Here is a 16,136-nt window from a genome sequence, read left to right as displayed (position 1 = left end):
TCCAAGTGAAGCCGCATGATGACCACGAAAGAACGGCTTGACCCAATATTCGCCGAATTTCGGAACTTGTTACGCCCTCAAATTATCCGGCGTGAACATACACCGCAAGCCCGGAAACAAAGTCGAGCGCGACACGGCGCAGTCCTACTATGTCAAAATGATCGGGCTAACATTGGAGTTATACATGAAGACATTGCTGGTGACCGGCGGAGCCGGGTTCATTGGGGCAAATTTTGTCCTGCAGGCTGTCGGCGACGGGCTGACGGTCATCAATCTCGACAAGCTTACCTACGCGGGAAATCCCGACACGCTCTCGTCGCTGCAGCATAACGCCCGGCATATCTTTGTGCAGGGCGATATCGGCGATCGTGAGCTTGTCGACAGGCTTCTCGCAAAGCATCAACCGGAAGCGGTGGTCAATTTTGCAGCCGAGTCGCACGTCGACCGTTCGATCGACGGCCCTTCCGAATTCGTGCATACGAACGTCGTCGGCACGCTTGCGCTGCTGGAAAGTGCGCGCGACTACTGGCGCGGCCTTGATGACGCGAAAAGGGGCGCATTCCGCTTTCTGCACGTATCAACTGACGAGGTCTATGGCTCGCTGGGCGCCGAAGGCAGTTTCACCGAAGAGACCGCCTACGCACCCAACTCGCCGTACTCCGCATCCAAAGCCGCCTCCGACCACCTGGTGCGTGCCTTTCATCACACGTACGGCCTGCCCACGCTTACAACGAACTGCTCGAACAATTACGGTCCATACCAGTTCCCCGAAAAGCTTATACCGCTGATCATTCAGAAGGCGCTGGCAGGCGAGCCGTTGCCCGTGTACGGCGATGGCCTGAATATCCGCGACTGGCTATACGTCGGCGACCACTGCAGCGCAATCCGTTGTGTGCTGGACTCCGGTCGTGTGGGAGAGACCTATAATGTCGGTGGCAACGCCGAGCGGGAAAACATTGTCGTCGTCAAGGTCATTTGCGCACTCCTGGACGAAGTACAGCGGCTGGCCGACGGACGCGCGCGCGAATCGCTGATCACCTACGTCAAGGATCGCCCGGGACATGACCGTCGTTACGCGATCGATTCGAGCAAGCTGCAAAGGGAACTCGGCTGGAAACCTTCGCAGACGTTCGAAACGGGAATCCGCCAGACCGTTCAGTGGTATCTGTCGAATCAGCAGTGGATTCAGCGTGTGCTCGACGGCAGCTACCGGATGGAGCGCCTGGGCTCATGAAAACCCCCGCCTTCAATCCGACGGAGAAAGGAATCATCCTTGCGGGTGGTTCCGGTACGAGGCTCTACCCGATCACCCGCGCGGTGAGCAAGCAGCTGCTGCCGGTTTACGACAAGCCGATGATTTATTACCCGCTTGCAACTCTGATGCTGGCCGGCATTCGCGAAGTGCTGATGATCAACACGCCGCATGAGCAGGAGATGTTCCAGCGCCTGCTAGGAGATGGCTCGCAGTGGGGTATCGATATTCAATATGCGGTACAGCCCTCACCGGACGGTCTGGCGCAAGCCTTCACTATCGGCCGGGATTTCGTCAATGGCAAATCCAGTTGCCTGGTACTTGGCGACAATATCTTTTACGGCGTCGGCTTGAGTGAGCAACTCCATCGTGCTGCCTCGCGCGAACGCGGAGCCACCGTGTTTGGTTACTGGGTGAAAGATCCGGAGCGCTATGGCGTCGCCGAATTTGACGCAATGGGCAGGGTTATTGGTCTGGAGGAAAAGCCAGCCCAGCCTAAATCCCATTATGCTGTCACCGGCCTGTATTTTTATGATGGCCGCGTGTGCGATTACGCTGCTGATCTCAAGCCTTCACATCGCGGAGAGCTCGAAATCACCGATCTGAACCGCTGTTATCTCGACGACGGGTCGCTGCATCTGGAACAACTGGGCCGCGGCTTTGCTTGGCTGGATACCGGCACCCATGATTCATTGATGGAAGCGGGTAATTATATTCAGACCATCGAGAATCGGCAGGGGCTTAAAGTCTGCTGCCCCGAGGAAATTGCTTACAACAACGGCTGGATAGGCGCCGAGCAGCTGCTGAAATTGGCGGCGCCTCTGGCCAAGACAGGCTATGGCCAGTATCTACAACAGTTGACCCGTCAAGAGCATGCCCGATGAAAGTGATTGAAACCACGCTGCCCGGCGCCCTGATTCTGGAACCCCAGGTGTTCGGCGACAGCCGCGGCTTTTTTTACGAGAGCTACCATCAGGCCCGTTATCGAGATGCCGGCATTACCGGCGATTTCGTCCAGACCAACGTCTCACGCTCCGCCAAGAGCGTTTTGCGCGGTTTGCACTACCAGTGGCCCAAACCACAGGGCAAGCTGGTCAGCGTTCTCGAAGGAGAGGTTTACGATGTGGCCGTCGACATTCGCCGCGGCTCGCCAAATTTCGGGCAGTGGGTCGGCGTGATGTTGACCGCCGACAATCACCGCCATTTCTGGATCCCGGAAGGTTTTGCACATGGGTTCTGCGTATTATCTGAATTCGCCACATTCACCTATCAGTGCACCGCCTTGTATGACGCTTCGGCAGACGCTGGAGTGCGCTGGAACGATGCCGAGATCGGTATCGACTGGCCATTGAGTGAGCCCCTGCTGTCAGACAAAGATCGCAAGACGCCGCTATTGAAAGATATTGCCACCGATCGACTGCCGATATTCCGGTCGTGAGAATTCTGCTGCTGGGCGGCAACGGACAGCTGGGGCGCCGCTTTATCGACCATGGCGGCCTGGCCGCTCGCGGTGAACTGTGGCCAGCCAGCCGCGACGGCACCCTGATCGACGGCGGCCATGCCGAGATGGGCGATCTTTCCGCACCGAACGCGCTCGCGGCCTTGCTTGATCGGGTACAGCCCCAGATCATCGTCAACACTGCCGCCTACACGGCGGTGGATCGCGCCGAGCAGGAGCAGGAACTTGCCGATCGGGTGAATGGTCACGCCGTTGGCGAACTCGGGCAATGGGCTGCCGCCCATTCGGCCAGGGTCATTCACTATTCCACCGATTACGTATTCGACGGGCGGCAATCGCAACCGTACGACGTGAACGCGAATACAGCCCCCCTCGGGGCCTATGGGCGCAGCAAGCAACTGGGTGAGCGGTTGCTGCGCGAAAGTGGCGCCGATCACATGATCTTCCGCACCGCGTGGGTCTACGCGGCGCACGGACAAAACTTTTTACGCACCATGCTCCGTTTGGGCAGCGAGCGCGATGAGCTGCGCGTTGTTTCCGATCAGCACGGATCTCCTACGGACACCTCTCTCATCGTCAATGGCAGCCTCGCCGCGCTTGACAGGTGGTTATCGGACGATAGCCGCGACCATGGCGGTATCTACCATCTGGTTGCGAGCGGCGAGACCACCTGGCATGGCTTTGCCGAAGCGATCTTCGACAGCGCCGTGAGTCTTGGCTTGTTGGCCCGTAGGCCGACGGTCAGGCCGATTCCAAGTACCGAGTTTCCAACGCCAGCGGCGCGGCCGGCCTGGTCGCTGCTGGACAACCGCGACTTTCGGGAGCGCTTCGACTTCAACTTGCCGGATTGGCGGCAGGGCTTACAGGAAGTCATGTCGACGCTTGCCACTTCCAGCGCTTGATTCAGGACATGTCCCATGTTGATTCCACTGATACTCAGCGGCGGTAGCGGCACGCGGTTGTGGCCGGTGTCGCGGAAAAACCTGCCCAAGCAATTCCTCGCCCTGGCCGGAAAAGGCACCCTGTTCCAGCAAACGCTGCAGCGGACGAGACGACTGCCGAACGTGGCTGAGCCGATCGTCGTGGCCAGCGACGACCACCGCTTTCTTGCCGCAGATCAGTTGCTCGAGCTTGGCATCGAGAATGCGACGATCGTGCTGGAGCCACTGGCTAGAAACACGGCCCCGGCGATAGCGCTCGGCGCACTGCAGGCGTTGCGGCGTGGTGGTGATCCATTGCTGCTGGTGCTGCCGGCGGACCATTTGATCAGTGACACGGACGCTTTTCTAGACGTGGTGCAGCAGGCAACGCCTCTGGCCGAGCAGGGTTGGCTGGTAACGTTTGGCATCCGCCCGGATCGACCGGAGACCGGCTTCGGTTATATCCGACGCGCGCAGGCGATAGGTGCTGGCGGCTTCCAGGTGCAGCAATTTGTTGAGAAGCCTGATCTGGCGATGGCAGAGTCCTATCTGGCAGACGGTCGCTATGACTGGAACTCCGGCATGTTCCTGTTCAGGGCGTCACGTTACCTCGAAGAACTGGCCGAACACGCACCGGAGATGCTTGCCGCGGTGCGCGCCGCAGACGCGAACGCAACAGCCGATCTGGATTTTGTGCGGATCGATCAGGAGGCTTTTTCTCACGTGCCGGATCGCTCGATCGACTATGCCGTCATGGAAAAAACCCTGCGTGCAGCCGTTATCCCGGTGAGTTGTGGCTGGAGTGACATTGGCTCGTGGTCCGCGCTGTGGCTGACCGGGGAAAAGGACGCAGACGGCAACCTGAGCGAAGGCGACACGCTGAGTATCGACAGCCACAATTCGCTGCTCCGCTCGCATGATCGCCATCTGCTCGCCACCGTCGGCATCGACGACCTGATCGTGGTGACTACGCCCGACGCCACGCTCGTCGCTCATCGCGATGCGGCGCAGGACGTCAAGCGCATCGTGGAACAGTTAAAGGCCTGCAGTCGCACCGAGCACTCGCTGCATCGCGTCGTGCATCGTCCCTGGGGTAGCTACGACTCGCTGGAATCGCGCGAACGCTTCCAGGTCAAGCGCATCGTGGTCAAACCAGGCGCCTCGCTCAGCCTGCAAAAGCATCATCATCGCGCCGAACACTGGATCGTTGTGTCTGGGACCGCGGAGGTGACCTGCGACGAAAAGGTCTTTCTGCTCGGCGAAAACCAGAGCACCTATATCCCGCTGGGTAGCGTTCATCGTCTGCGCAATCCCGGAAAAGTTGCCGTCGAACTGATCGAAGTACAGTCAGGCAGCTATCTGGGGGAAGACGACATCGTGCGCTACGACGACGTTTACGGTCGTTCGTAAAAAGACTTGCCCGACGGAGGCCCGCCGTAAGAACGCCCGTCGGCAGCCGAAGAATCAGTCGGGTGAATCGGTCTGCGGCTTGTGCGCAACGATCAGCTGACTCTTGGGCATGAACTGGTCAAGCTTCCGTTTAAGCTCAACCCCGCGCCGCGTCTTGAGCACCGCCTTCCACGTCGCGCTCCAGTTATCCAGAACGGGGTGGCTCTCCCCCAGCTCGACGCCGCACGCCCAGAACAGTGCCCACCACATGCCCCAATAGAATCCGTAATAACGCTGTTCCCGGACGATCAGTCCGGTTTGGCGAACCATGTCGGCGAACTGCTGCCTTTCGATAATTCGGATGTGGTTGGGCTTTTCGAAATAAGCATCGGGAGCAACGTGTTTTTGCATGGTCTCATGCAAGGGATCGGGCACCGTCAGCAAATAGATCGCTCCCGGCTTGCCGATCCTGACCAGTTCAGACAATACCCGAGCTGGGTCGTCCACGTGCTCCAGCACCTCCGAGCAAATCACGCGCGTCGCGATGCCGTCAGCCAGCGGTAAAGGATCCGAGTCGCTCACGTGCGTTGCATAGGCGCTTGCGGAGGAATTCGCCAGCCGGGCCGCAATGTCCGCAATGACATCAGCATCGATATCCACCGCGATGACTTCGGCGCCTCGTTCGGCACAAAAAAGGACAGCGCCACCGTCGCCACAGCCCACGTCGACCACCACATCACCAGCGCTGATGGGCACGCCCTGGAACACTTCATCGCTGTCGCTGAGGTACCAGCCACTCAGCCCGGCATCCACCAGACCCAGCCAGCTGATGTCGAATTCGGGCACGCCGTTTTCGGAGTTTGCTGACCCAGCTTGCTGATCCGGCGAGAAGACACGCTCATCCTCAGGGCGATCGGTGATCTCTTTCAAAATACCGTCCGCCTCTCGCCACCCGTCGAACTGCCGCGTGTGTTACTCATGAAAACCTCTCGATCACGGCTGACCAATCGGCAAATCGAAGTCGATCGCATCATTCCACGGTCACGGACTTGGCGAGGTTCCTTGGCTGATCGACGTCGGTACCGCGCAGTACGGCCACATGATAGGCCAGCAATTGCAGCGGCACCGTAAACACCGCCGGAGCAATGAAACTTCCGCCCGATTCCACGCGCAACATCACGCCGTGGCTCGCCATATCATCCATGCCTGCCGCTCCGTCGGCGAAGACGATCAGTCGGCCGCCGCGTGCGCGAACTTCCTGCAGGTTGGACTTGAGCTTGTCGAGCAGCGGACCGTTCGGCGCCACGGCGACCACCGGCATGTTTTCGTCGACCAGGGCCAGTGGCCCGTGCTTGAGCTCGCCGGCGGGATAGGCCTCGGCGTGGATATAGGAGATCTCCTTGAGCTTGAGCGAGCCCTCGAGCGCCACCGGATACTGCGCGCCGCGACCAAGGAACAGCGCGTGCTCGTGATGGATGAACTCACCGGCCAGCGTCATGATCGCCGGCTCGAGCTTCAGCGCGTTCTCGATCGCGCGCGGCAAGTGCTGCAGCTCGGCGTACAGCGTCGCGTAACGATCGGCATCAAGGCCGTTACGGCGCGCCAGTTCGAGCGTCAAAAGCGCAAGCCCTGCAAGCTGGGTAGTGAAGGCCTTGGTCGACGCCACACCGATTTCCGGGCCGGCGCGCGTCATCAGTTTCAGGTCCGCCTCGCGCACCAACGAGGATTCGGGCACGTTGCAGATCGCCAACGTACCCAGATAACCGCGCCGGCGTGACTCGCGCAGCGCGGCCAGCGTGTCGGCGGTTTCGCCCGACTGGGAGATGGCGACAAAAAGCGTGTCGGTTGGCACCACCGCGTCACGGTAGCGATATTCGCTGGCCACTTCCACGCTGACGGGCAGCCTGGCGTATTCCTCGATCCAGTACTTGGCGACCAGGCCGGCGTGATAGCTGGTGCCGCAGGCGATGATGTGCAGGGCGCGGGCCTTCTGCAGCAGCGCGTCGCTGTCGATGCCGAAAATATTCGGCAGCACGCCCTTCGGTCCGATGCGCGCCTCCAGCGTATCGGCCACGGCGCGCGGCTGCTCGAAAATCTCCTTCTGCATGTAGTGGCGATATTCGCCGCGCTCCACCGCATCGGACGATAGCTCGCTCTCGTGCACCGCGCGCTCGACCGGCATGCCATCCAGACCGTAGACCTGCACGCTGTCGCGGGTGATTTCGACAACGTCGTCTTCGTCAAGGTAAAGCATCTTGTTGGTCACCTGGATCAGCGCCTGCGCATCGGAGCCGAGGAAGTTCTCGCCGATACCCAGACCGACCAAGAGCGGTGCTCCGCGGCGAGCGCCGACGACGTGGCCAGGCTCGTCGCGGCTGATCACGGCAATCGCATACGCGCCTTCGAGACTGCGCACCGTGGCAAGTACGGCTTCGCGCAGATTCATGCCCTGAACGATATGCCGCTCGATCAGAGCCGCCATCACTTCAGTGTCGGTTTCGGAGGTGAATACGTGGCCGCCGGCCTGCAGCTCGCTGCGCAGGCTGACGTAGTTCTCGATGATGCCGTTGTGCACGATGGCCACGCGGCCACCGGCGACGTGCGGATGCGCGTTGGCCTCATTGGGCACGCCGTGCGTGGCCCATCGCGTGTGCGCAATACCGGTGCCGCCGGGAAACGGATCGGCCAGATACAGCGCTTCCATCTCGCGCACCTTGCCCTTAGCACGCACTCGTTGAAGCGCGCCGCGGTCGAGCACGGCAATGCCGGAAGAATCGTAGCCGCGGTATTCCAGCGCCTTCAGGCCTACGATCAATAGCGGCGCCACGTCTCTCTGGGCGGCGGCAGCAACAATTCCACACATCGGCGTATTCCCTTCAGGTTATGGCGGAGCAAGCAGCTCCTTTCAGGCACCGAGTTTGGCGAGCGCGCATTGCGACCAGCTTTCATTGGCTGGCCGACTGCGGCGCTAGTTCACCTTGCGCCGCAGATAGTTCAACAGGTCGATGCGGGTGATCAGGCCGAGAAACTGATCGCCGTCCACTACGATAGCCACATGCCCGCGCTCGAACACCGGCAGCAGCGACTCGATCGGTTCGCTGACGGGCAGCATCTGCAGGTTGCTCATCATGGCGGTGGATACCGGATCGCGGAAACGCGTCTCGTCGGCGTGCACGTGCATCAGCACGTCCGACTCGTCGACGATGCCCACCAGCTTGTGCCCATCCATCACCGGCAGCTGCGACACGTCGTACAGCTTCATGCGGTTGTATGCCGTAATCAAAAGCTCGTGCGGACCAATAACCACGGTGTCGCGCTGCGCGAACGGCCGCAGCAGCAGGTCGCGCAGATCGCCCTGCGGCTCGCGCTCGAGGAAGCCGTTGTCCAGCATCCAGTAATCGTTGTACATCTTGGAGAGATACTTGTTGCCGGTATCGCAGACCAGGGTCAGCACGCGCTTGTGCCGGGTCTGTTCCCGGCAATATTTCAGCGCCGCCGCCACCAGCGTGCCGGTCGATGAGCCGCCAAGCAAACCCTCTTTCGCCAGCAGCTCGCGCGCCATCAGGAAGCTTTCCTTGTCGGTAATGGCAAACGCCTTGGTGACCCGGCTGAAGTCGCTGATCGAAGGCAGGAAATCCTCACCGATGCCCTCAACCATCCAGCTGGCCGATTTGGTCGAGAGCGTGCCCTCGTTGATGTACTGGGTCAGGATCGAGCCGACCGGGTCGGCCAGGATCAGCTCGGTGTGCGGCGAGTGCTCGGCGAAGTAGCGCGACAGGCCGGTGATGGTTCCGGACGAGCCGCAGCCGACCACGACCGCATCCACGTTGCCGTCCATCTGCTCGAGCATTTCCGGGCCGGTGGTCTGGATGTGCGCGGCCGGGTTGTCCGGGTTGCCGAACTGGTTGATGAAATACGCGCCAGGCGTTTCCTGCGCGATGCGTTCGGCCATGTCCTGGTAATACTCGGGATGGCCTTTGGCTACATCCGATCGCGTCAGCACCACTTCGGCGCCCATCGCCTTGAGGTTGAAGATCTTTTCCCGGCTCATCTTGTCCGGCACCACCAGGATCAGCCGGTAGCCCTTCTGCTGTGCGACCAGCGCCAGGCCGAGCCCGGTGTTGCCCGCCGTGCCCTCGACCAGGGTATCGCCGGGTTTGATCCTGCCGGCCTTCTCGGCGCCTTCGACCATCGACAGGCCGATGCGGTCCTTGATCGAGCCGCCTGGATTGGTGCTTTCGAGCTTGAGAAACAATTCGCACAACCCGGTATCCAGCCGCTGCGCGCGCACCACCGGCGTATGCCCGATCAGTTCAAGAACACTCTGGTGGACCGTCATGAAAAACTCCGCAAAAGGCCGGGCCGTCGCGTGCGGCGGCAACCCTAAAAGATCGTCATGATAGCCGAGCCGCGCGAATGCCCGCTGGCAGCGCATCGTGCAGCGGCCCCGGTCTCTGCTGTCGCGGGGAGCCGAGGCCGGCGTGTACGGGAAGGCGCCGTATTCGAATGGCGCGCATGACAGCTCAGTGGATGACGGGCACCCTTGCAGCCCACATGCGTTCCAGTCGCACCTTCGCCTGCAGCTTCTCTTTCTTCATGCTGCTGAGGGTCGCGTCGTCGATGGGAAGCACGCCGATATCCGCGTCGTGCACCTTGCTGTGCAGACGCTGGTGATGCTGGTAGAGCCGGCGAAACTCGGCGTCTTTTTTCAGCAATGCTTCAACATCGTCACGGCGCTGGTTTTCGAACATGATCCGACCTGCTCGGGAGTGGATGAGCAGATGCACTGAAACCGGAGCATCCGCCGATACGTGAATCTATACTGCTCGGCATGTTCAGCAACGAACTGCCTGAGCCGACAGACCCTGAACGTCGGCGCACGCCATGGCCGTATGCACGCGTCGCTCGAACGTACTCCGCGGGCTGGGAGCGCGCAAATAAACGGCCGAGATCACCGAGGCCGTCGGTTAGGCACGGTAATCAACCGCGCTGAAAACGCCTTGCCGTTACAACGCAGCGCATCCTTCGCCCAGACGCCACGGCCTGAAGAGGTTCGACGACGGAGCGGCGTGACGGCCACAGAGGCCGTCACGCGTTCGTTTACTGCTGATCGTCTACCGGCGGCTTCCTGGCTTTCTTATGCGTCGTCGGAGCCGGCGTGTCGGACGACGATGAGCCGCCCTGCATCTGCGAGCGCATCGCCTTGGCGGCCTGGGCGGCCAGCGCGGCTTCACGCTTCGCGGCGCCGGCAACCTTGCTCTGTGCCGCGGCGAGCTTTTTTGCCTGATCCGCTTCCGCGCGCGCCTGTTCGGCCGCTTGCGAGGCGGCCTCACCCTGCTGCTGCAGGCGGGCGGCCTCCTCCTGCGCGAGCTGGTACTGCATGCGCTGGCGCTCCAGCTCGCGCTGCGCGATATCCGCCTCGTTGCGGCTGTTCTCGAGCAGGATCTGGTCGTGCTCGCGGTCCAGCTGGTTCAATTTGGCCTGGGCATCCTGCAACTGCGCGGCCGCCCTTGCCAGATCGACGCGACGTTCGGCCAGATACAGATCGTGCTCGCGATCGCGCGATTTGGCCTGGGCCAGCCGGTTGATGGCGTCGCGCGCACGCGCCTGCTCGGCCTGCGCGTAGCTGCCCAGCACGGGGTCGCTGGCCAGCTGGTCAAGATTGCCGTTCAGGCGATTGATGTCGATGTCGTCGTTCTTGGCATGCGCGCCAGCGGCTGCCAGCGCCATGGCTGCGGCGACAAAGGTAACCGTGAAACGCCTCATGGGTGGCCTCCCTGATTGCCGGCATCGGGGTTGTTCGGGTCGACCGGCTGACCGCTGGCCGGCTGCGAACCGGGTTGCGGCAGCGTCTGGTCGGGCAGGGTCTGCTGTTCGTCGGGCATCGTCTGGAAGCCACCCTGTGTCGGCTGCGAAAGCGCTGACGAGGACGGCGCAGGCATATCCGGTGGCGGCGGTGTCGGGATGCTGCTGGATGTCGCACTGGCCGGGTCGGCCTGTTGCTGGAGTTGCTGCTGCTGTTGCTGCAACTGCGCCTGTTCCTGCTGCTCGCGCTGGGCTGCCGCCGCCACCACTTGCCGGCCTTCGGCGCGAAGGCTGTCGTTTTGCTGCGTCTTGTTCTGGATCTGTGCACGCGCCGCGGCGAGGCGCGCCTTGGCGGCAGCCAGCTCTGCATCGGCGCGGGATTCTTCGGCCAGATTCTCCGCATCGGCATACTTGCGATCAGAAAACGCCGACTGCGCCTGCTGGAACTTGTCCTGGGCAAAACCCAGATCGACCGGCGCATAATCCGCCGCGCCGGCGTCGCGCGCCGCCTGCAGACGGGCCTGCGCCTGATTCATTGAGTCATTCGGCGGCGGCGTGGAAGCGCATCCGCCCAGCGCCAGGACCAGCGCAAACAGCGCCATGGCGGCAGGAAGGCGGCTCCTGGAACGAGCCGTTCGGAAAAAGATGTGCACCATCACATTCCTCGTAGAGTGTCGCGACGTATTGTGGGCGGGCATAATCCATGATTGCAACGCGCAATTTCTCGACGCGTCGCGTTGAAGCATCAATTGCACGCACAATGGCTACATGGCGTGAGATTACGCAAGGTCAATCAGATGACCATCGTAACCGGCGCATTCCTAACAGGGGCTACACGTGGACATCGGTTACTTCCTCAAGTTAATGGTAGACAAAGGTGCGTCGGACATGTTCCTGACCACCGGCGCACCGGTGAATATCAAGGTCGAAGGCCGGCTTTACCCGCTGGGCAATACCGGGTTGCCGGCCGGCATGGTCAAGAAGATCGCCTACTCTCTGATGGACGAGGGCCAGGTGCCGCAGTTCGAACGCACGCTGGAGCTGAACATGGCGCTGGCCGTAAAAGAGGCGGGCCGCTTCCGCATCAACGTGTTCAAGCAGCGCGGCGAAGTGGGCATGGTGATCCGCGCGATCAAGAGCGAAATCCCCAGCATCGATCAGCTGCAGCTGCCGACCATCTTCCGCGACCTGATCATGGAGCCGCGCGGCCTGATCCTGGTGGTAGGCGCCACCGGCTCGGGCAAGTCGACCACGCTGGCGGCGATGATCGATCACCGGAATATCCATTCGCCCGGGCACATCCTGACCATCGAGGATCCGATCGAGTATCTGCACCGGCACAAGAAATCCATCGTCAACCAGCGCGAAGTCGGCCTGGACACGCACAGCTACAACGAAGCGCTGAAGAACGCGATGCGCGAGGCGCCCGACGTCATCATGATCGGCGAGATCCGCGATACCGAAACCATGGAAGCGGCCATCGCGTTCTCCGAAACCGGCCACCTGTGCCTGGCCACGCTGCACTCGAATAACGCCGACCAGACGCTGGAGCGCATCCTCAACTTTTTCCCCGAGGCCTCGCACAAGAACGTGCTGATGAACCTGGCGCTGAACCTGCGCGCCGTGATCAGCCAGCGCCTGGTGGTGGGCAAGGACGGCCGGCGCATTCCCGCCGCCGAGGTGCTGCTGAATACCCCGCTGATCCGCGACATGATCCGTCGCGGCCAGACCCACGAGATCAAAGAAGCGATGGATCGCAGCCTGCAGGAAGGCATGCAGACCTTCGACCAGTCGCTGTACCGGCTGTACAAAGACGGGCGCGTGTCGCTGGAAGAAGCGCTCAACAAGTCCGATTCGCGCGACGGCCTGTCGCTGAAGATTCGCCTGGCCGAGGGCGGCACGGACAACCAGGAGCTGGCCGGCAACGATCCGTACGGCATGGGCTTCTGAGAGAGCGCTTGGCCGCAGGGCACGGTTTACCGCGTCGACGGCGCACCGGTAGGTGGGCGCCGTCGCCCGCACCCGTTAGACAGGTGACGTCGCCGGCGCATCCGGCTGCGCTTCCGGTGCCGCCAGCTGAAACGCCTCCAGCGCGCTGCACTCCTCGCAGATTCGCCGCAGCGTCGGGTACGGTTCCAGCGACAGCTTCCAGCGCAGCGCGTTGTAGAACTGCGGCACCAGGCAGGCGTCGGCCATGCCGGGCACATCGCCATGGCAATAACGACCGGTCGCCGCGTTGTCCGCCAGCATGGCCTCGAGCGCGCTGAAGCTCACGGCGATCCAGTGCCGCGACCACTCCGCCCGCTGCAGCTCGTCGGCCTCAAAGGTCGACTGCAGGTACTGCAGAACGCGCAGGTTACCGATCGGATGGGCGTCGCTGGCCACCGTCATGGCCAGCGAGCGCACCCGCGCCCTACCCCGCGCATCGGCCGGCAACAGCGCCGGCTCGGGATGGGTCTCGTCCAGGTATTCCATGATCGCGAGCGACTGCGTGATGACCCGCTCGCCGTCGATCAGCGACGGAACCAGCCGGGCGGGATTGATCGCCTGGTATTCGGCCGCATGCTGCTCACCGCCGTCACGGACCAGATGCACCGGACGCGACGCGTAGCTCAGCCCTTTCAGGTTCAGCGCAATACGCACGCGATAGGCCGCGCTGGAGCGCCAGTAGTCGTAAAGCACGAAACCCATCGTCGTCATAGCTGTCCGTCCGTCGAAAATCCCAGTTTAGCGAGGCGCGGGCAACCATAAAGCGCTGTTTCGGGCAAGGCGGGCGTGGTGCCGGTTTGCATCGACTTCCGCGGCGGCCGACAATAGCCGGCTGAACGGCCGTTCAGTGCCGACTTTCCAACCTGCCCTCAACTTCACCGGAGTGACGCCGTGTCCGTTATTCGCATGAGCGACCTTGATTTGCGCGACCAGCGCGTGCTGATTCGCGAAGATCTGAATGTGCCGATCGACGACCACGGCCATATGACCTCCACCCAGCGCCTGGAAAGCTCGCTGCCGACGATCGTGGCGGCGCGCGATGCCGGCGCGCGCGTGATGGTGCTGTCGCATCTGGGACGACCGAAGGAAGGCCGCTTCGATGCCGAATCCTCGCTCGCCCCCGTCGCCGAATGGCTCGGCAAGAAGCTCGGCAGCGAGGTAAGGCTGGTCGCCGATTATCTCGACGGCGTCGAGGTCGCCGCCGGCGAAGTGGTGCTGCTGGAAAATTGCCGTATGAATGTCGGCGAAGGAAAGGACGACGAGGCGCTGGCCAAACGCTACGCAGCCCTGTGCGACATTTTCGTCATGGACGCCTTTGGCACCGCGCATCGCGCGCAGGCCTCCACACACGGCGTGATCAGGTTCGCGCCCGTCGCGGCCGCCGGCCCGCTGCTGTGCGCCGAGCTCGACGCACTGGGCAAGGCGCTGGAACATCCGGCGCACCCGCTGCTGGCGATCGTCGCCGGCTCCAAGGTGTCGACCAAGCTGACCTTGCTGGAAAACCTGATCGGCAAGGTCGATCAGCTGATCGTCGGCGGCGGCATCGCCAACACTTTCATCGCCGCGCTGGGCCACTCGATCGGCAATTCGCTGTGCGAACCGGCGCTGATCGATGCAGCCAAGAAAGTCATCGCCGATGCGAAGCGCCGCAAGGTCGATCTGCCGATGCCGGTCGACGTGGTCGTGGCGACGGAGTTTTCGGCCAACGCCACGGCCACCGTCAGGGCGATTCATGAGGTCAAGGACGACGAGATGATCCTCGATATCGGGCCGGAAACCGCAGCGAGCTACGCCGAATTGATCGCGAAGGCCGGTACGGTGGTCTGGAATGGCCCGGTCGGCGTGTTCGAGTACGACGCCTTCGGCAAGGGCACCGAAATGCTGGCGCGTGCGATCGCCGCGTCCAAGGCGTTTTCGATTGCCGGCGGTGGCGACACGCTGGCTGCCGTGGAGAAATACGGCATCGCCAAGGATGTGTCGTATATCTCGACCGGCGGCGGCGCGTTCCTGGAATTTCTCGAAGGCAAGGAATTGCCGGCGGTCACGGCGCTGAAGGCGCGGGCGAACTAAAAGCAATGCGACTCACCAGCAGCGGGGCGTGCCTTTGAGTTCCCCGCAGCGGCTGTGCGGCAACTCCAATTAAAAGAAAGTGTCAGCCGACGATGCTCCGCACTGCAGCCACCACGCGCTCGAGGTCGTCATCAGTCAACGCCGGCGATAGCGGAAGGCTGACCGTCTGCCGACCCAGCCGCATCGCATGCGGCCACTGTTCGGGGCGCCAGCCGAAACGCTGCTGGTAATAAGGATGCTCCGGCACCGACAGATAGTGCACGCCGGTGCCGATGCCTGCGTCGTTCATCGCATCGAGAAAGGCATCGCGCGTCACCCCGCAGCGTACGGCGTCGATCATCACGGTGTACAGATGGAAACCGTGGCGCGTGTCGACCTCGGGCTCGACCGGCAGTTCCAGCGGAAGGTCCGCCAGCGCCTTCTGATAGAACGCCCATATCTCGCGCCGACGCTGCCAGTGCGTATCGACCTTGGCCATCTGATGCAGGCCAATCGCCGCCTGCAGATCCATCATGTTGTATTTGAAGCCGCACTCGACGACCTGGTAATGCTTGTAGCCGGCATCGCCGAAACGGTGCCACGCGTCCTTGCTCATGCCGTGCAGGGCGAGAATGCGGGCGCGCGCAATGCGCTCCTCGTCACGCCCCAGAATCATGCCGCCTTCGCCGGTGGTCACGTTCTTGGTGACGTAAAAACTGAAGCAGCCGAAGTCGCCGAAGGTGCCCGTGGGTTGACCGTGATACTCGCTCTCGATCGCGTGCGCGCAGTCCTCGATCACCACCAGATCGTGCTTGGCGGCAATCGCCATGATCGCGTCCATGTCGCACGGCCGGCCGGCGAAATGCACCGGCACGATCGCCCGCGTGCGCGGCGTGATCGCCGCCTCGATCGCGGCCGGATCGATGTTTTGCGTAAGCGGGGCGACATCGGCCATCACCGGCGACAGGCCTGCATGCAGAATTGCGTTCACCGTGGCGCAAAAGGTCAACGGTGTCGTGATGACCTCGGCGCCGGGCTCGAGCGACGCGGCCACCATGCTCACGTGCAGGGCTGCCGTACACGAATTGACCGCGGCGACCCGGCTGGGCTGCACGCGCCGGTAGGCCGCGAAATCCTTTTCCAGCCGGGCGACGCGCGGCCCGGTGCCGAGCCAGCCCGAGCGCATGCAGGCCTCGACCTCGGCGATTTCCTCTTCACCGATCTTCGGCGCGCCGAAGATCAGGAAAGGCTCGTTGGCCGGTTGGCTCATCGA

Annotated in this window: 15 protein-coding genes; 7 read left to right on the top strand and 8 right to left on the bottom strand. The window is 62.3% G+C overall.

Annotated features, from left to right (window positions below):
- Window positions 1-184: 184 nt before the first annotated feature.
- From rfbB to ACDK93_RS04140, 5 genes are read left to right on the top strand one after another with little or no spacing between them, the layout of a single operon-like run.
- A complete protein-coding gene (gene rfbB, locus ACDK93_RS04160) occupies window positions 185-1,234 on the top strand; it encodes a dTDP-glucose 4,6-dehydratase (protein WP_458072335.1) in 1,050 nt (349 codons plus the stop codon).
- Window positions 1,231-2,136: a glucose-1-phosphate thymidylyltransferase RfbA gene (gene rfbA, locus ACDK93_RS04155; RefSeq protein WP_458071330.1), complete on the top strand. Its 906-nt coding sequence runs from the start codon at window positions 1,231-1,233 to the stop codon at window positions 2,134-2,136. The genes rfbB and rfbA overlap by 4 nt, the downstream gene beginning before the upstream one ends.
- Entirely contained in the window at window positions 2,133-2,690 is a 558-nt protein-coding gene (gene rfbC, locus ACDK93_RS04150; RefSeq protein WP_458071329.1) for a dTDP-4-dehydrorhamnose 3,5-epimerase, read from the top strand. The genes rfbA and rfbC overlap by 4 nt, the downstream gene beginning before the upstream one ends.
- Window positions 2,687-3,613, top strand: a complete 927-nt coding sequence (gene rfbD / locus ACDK93_RS04145; protein WP_458071328.1) for a dTDP-4-dehydrorhamnose reductase — start codon at window positions 2,687-2,689, stop codon at window positions 3,611-3,613. The genes rfbC and rfbD overlap by 4 nt, the downstream gene beginning before the upstream one ends.
- Window positions 3,614-3,628: 15 nt before the next feature.
- On the top strand, window positions 3,629-5,041 hold the full coding sequence (locus ACDK93_RS04140; RefSeq protein WP_458071327.1) for a mannose-1-phosphate guanylyltransferase/mannose-6-phosphate isomerase: 1,413 nt from the start codon (window positions 3,629-3,631) through the stop codon (window positions 5,039-5,041).
- A gap of 54 nt (window positions 5,042-5,095) precedes the next feature.
- Here the strand turns inward: ACDK93_RS04140 and ACDK93_RS04135 are convergent, their stop codons facing one another.
- The 6 genes from ACDK93_RS04135 to ACDK93_RS04110 all read right to left on the bottom strand — a co-directional run bounded on the left by ACDK93_RS04135 (window position 5,096) and on the right by ACDK93_RS04110 (window position 11,361).
- Window positions 5,096-5,950 carry a class I SAM-dependent methyltransferase gene (locus ACDK93_RS04135; protein WP_458071326.1) on the bottom strand — a complete coding sequence of 285 codons (855 nt, stop codon included), beginning with the start codon at window positions 5,948-5,950 and terminating at the stop codon, window positions 5,096-5,098.
- A 100-nt stretch (window positions 5,951-6,050) separates the two neighbouring features.
- On the bottom strand, window positions 6,051-7,883 hold the full coding sequence (glmS, locus tag ACDK93_RS04130) for a glutamine--fructose-6-phosphate transaminase (isomerizing) (protein WP_458071325.1): 1,833 nt from the start codon (window positions 7,881-7,883) through the stop codon (window positions 6,051-6,053).
- 105 nt (window positions 7,884-7,988) lie between these two features.
- Window positions 7,989-9,359, bottom strand: a complete 1,371-nt coding sequence (locus ACDK93_RS04125) for a pyridoxal-phosphate dependent enzyme (protein WP_458071324.1) — start codon at window positions 9,357-9,359, stop codon at window positions 7,989-7,991.
- Window positions 9,360-9,543: 184 nt separating this feature from the next.
- The gene (locus ACDK93_RS04120) at window positions 9,544-9,771 is read right to left on the bottom strand and encodes a YdcH family protein (protein WP_458071323.1); all 228 of its coding nucleotides are present in this window, start codon (window positions 9,769-9,771) and stop codon (window positions 9,544-9,546) included.
- A 349-nt stretch (window positions 9,772-10,120) separates the two neighbouring features.
- Window positions 10,121-10,786, bottom strand: coding sequence for a hypothetical protein (locus tag ACDK93_RS04115; RefSeq protein ID WP_458071322.1), 666 nt, complete (start codon window positions 10,784-10,786; stop codon window positions 10,121-10,123).
- Window positions 10,783-11,361, bottom strand: a complete 579-nt coding sequence (locus ACDK93_RS04110; RefSeq protein WP_458071321.1) for a DUF4398 domain-containing protein — start codon at window positions 11,359-11,361, stop codon at window positions 10,783-10,785. Before ACDK93_RS04110 ends, ACDK93_RS04115 begins: the two co-directional genes overlap by 4 nt.
- 301 nt (window positions 11,362-11,662) lie before the next feature.
- Between ACDK93_RS04110 and ACDK93_RS04105 the strand changes: the two genes are divergently transcribed.
- Window positions 11,663-12,775: a PilT/PilU family type 4a pilus ATPase gene (locus ACDK93_RS04105; RefSeq protein WP_458071320.1), complete on the top strand. Its 1,113-nt coding sequence runs from the start codon at window positions 11,663-11,665 to the stop codon at window positions 12,773-12,775.
- A gap of 75 nt (window positions 12,776-12,850) precedes the next feature.
- Here the strand turns inward: ACDK93_RS04105 and maiA are convergent, their stop codons facing one another.
- A complete protein-coding gene (maiA, locus tag ACDK93_RS04100; RefSeq protein ID WP_458071319.1) occupies window positions 12,851-13,525 on the bottom strand; it encodes a maleylacetoacetate isomerase in 675 nt (224 codons plus the stop codon).
- 180 nt (window positions 13,526-13,705) lie between these two features.
- Between maiA and ACDK93_RS04095 the strand changes: the two genes are divergently transcribed.
- A complete protein-coding gene (locus tag ACDK93_RS04095) occupies window positions 13,706-14,884 on the top strand; it encodes a phosphoglycerate kinase (RefSeq protein ID WP_458071318.1) in 1,179 nt (392 codons plus the stop codon).
- 82 nt (window positions 14,885-14,966) lie between these two features.
- Here ACDK93_RS04095 and ACDK93_RS04090 read toward each other — a convergent pair whose 3' ends face one another.
- Window positions 14,967-16,133 (bottom strand): DegT/DnrJ/EryC1/StrS family aminotransferase, encoded by a 1,167-nt coding sequence (locus tag ACDK93_RS04090; RefSeq protein WP_458071317.1) that lies wholly within the window; start codon window positions 16,131-16,133, stop codon window positions 14,967-14,969.
- Window positions 16,134-16,136 lie beyond the last annotated feature (3 nt).

This window comes from Rhodanobacter sp. BL-MT-08 (assembly GCF_054161255.1).
This window is presented reverse-complemented; position numbering and strand designations above follow the sequence as displayed.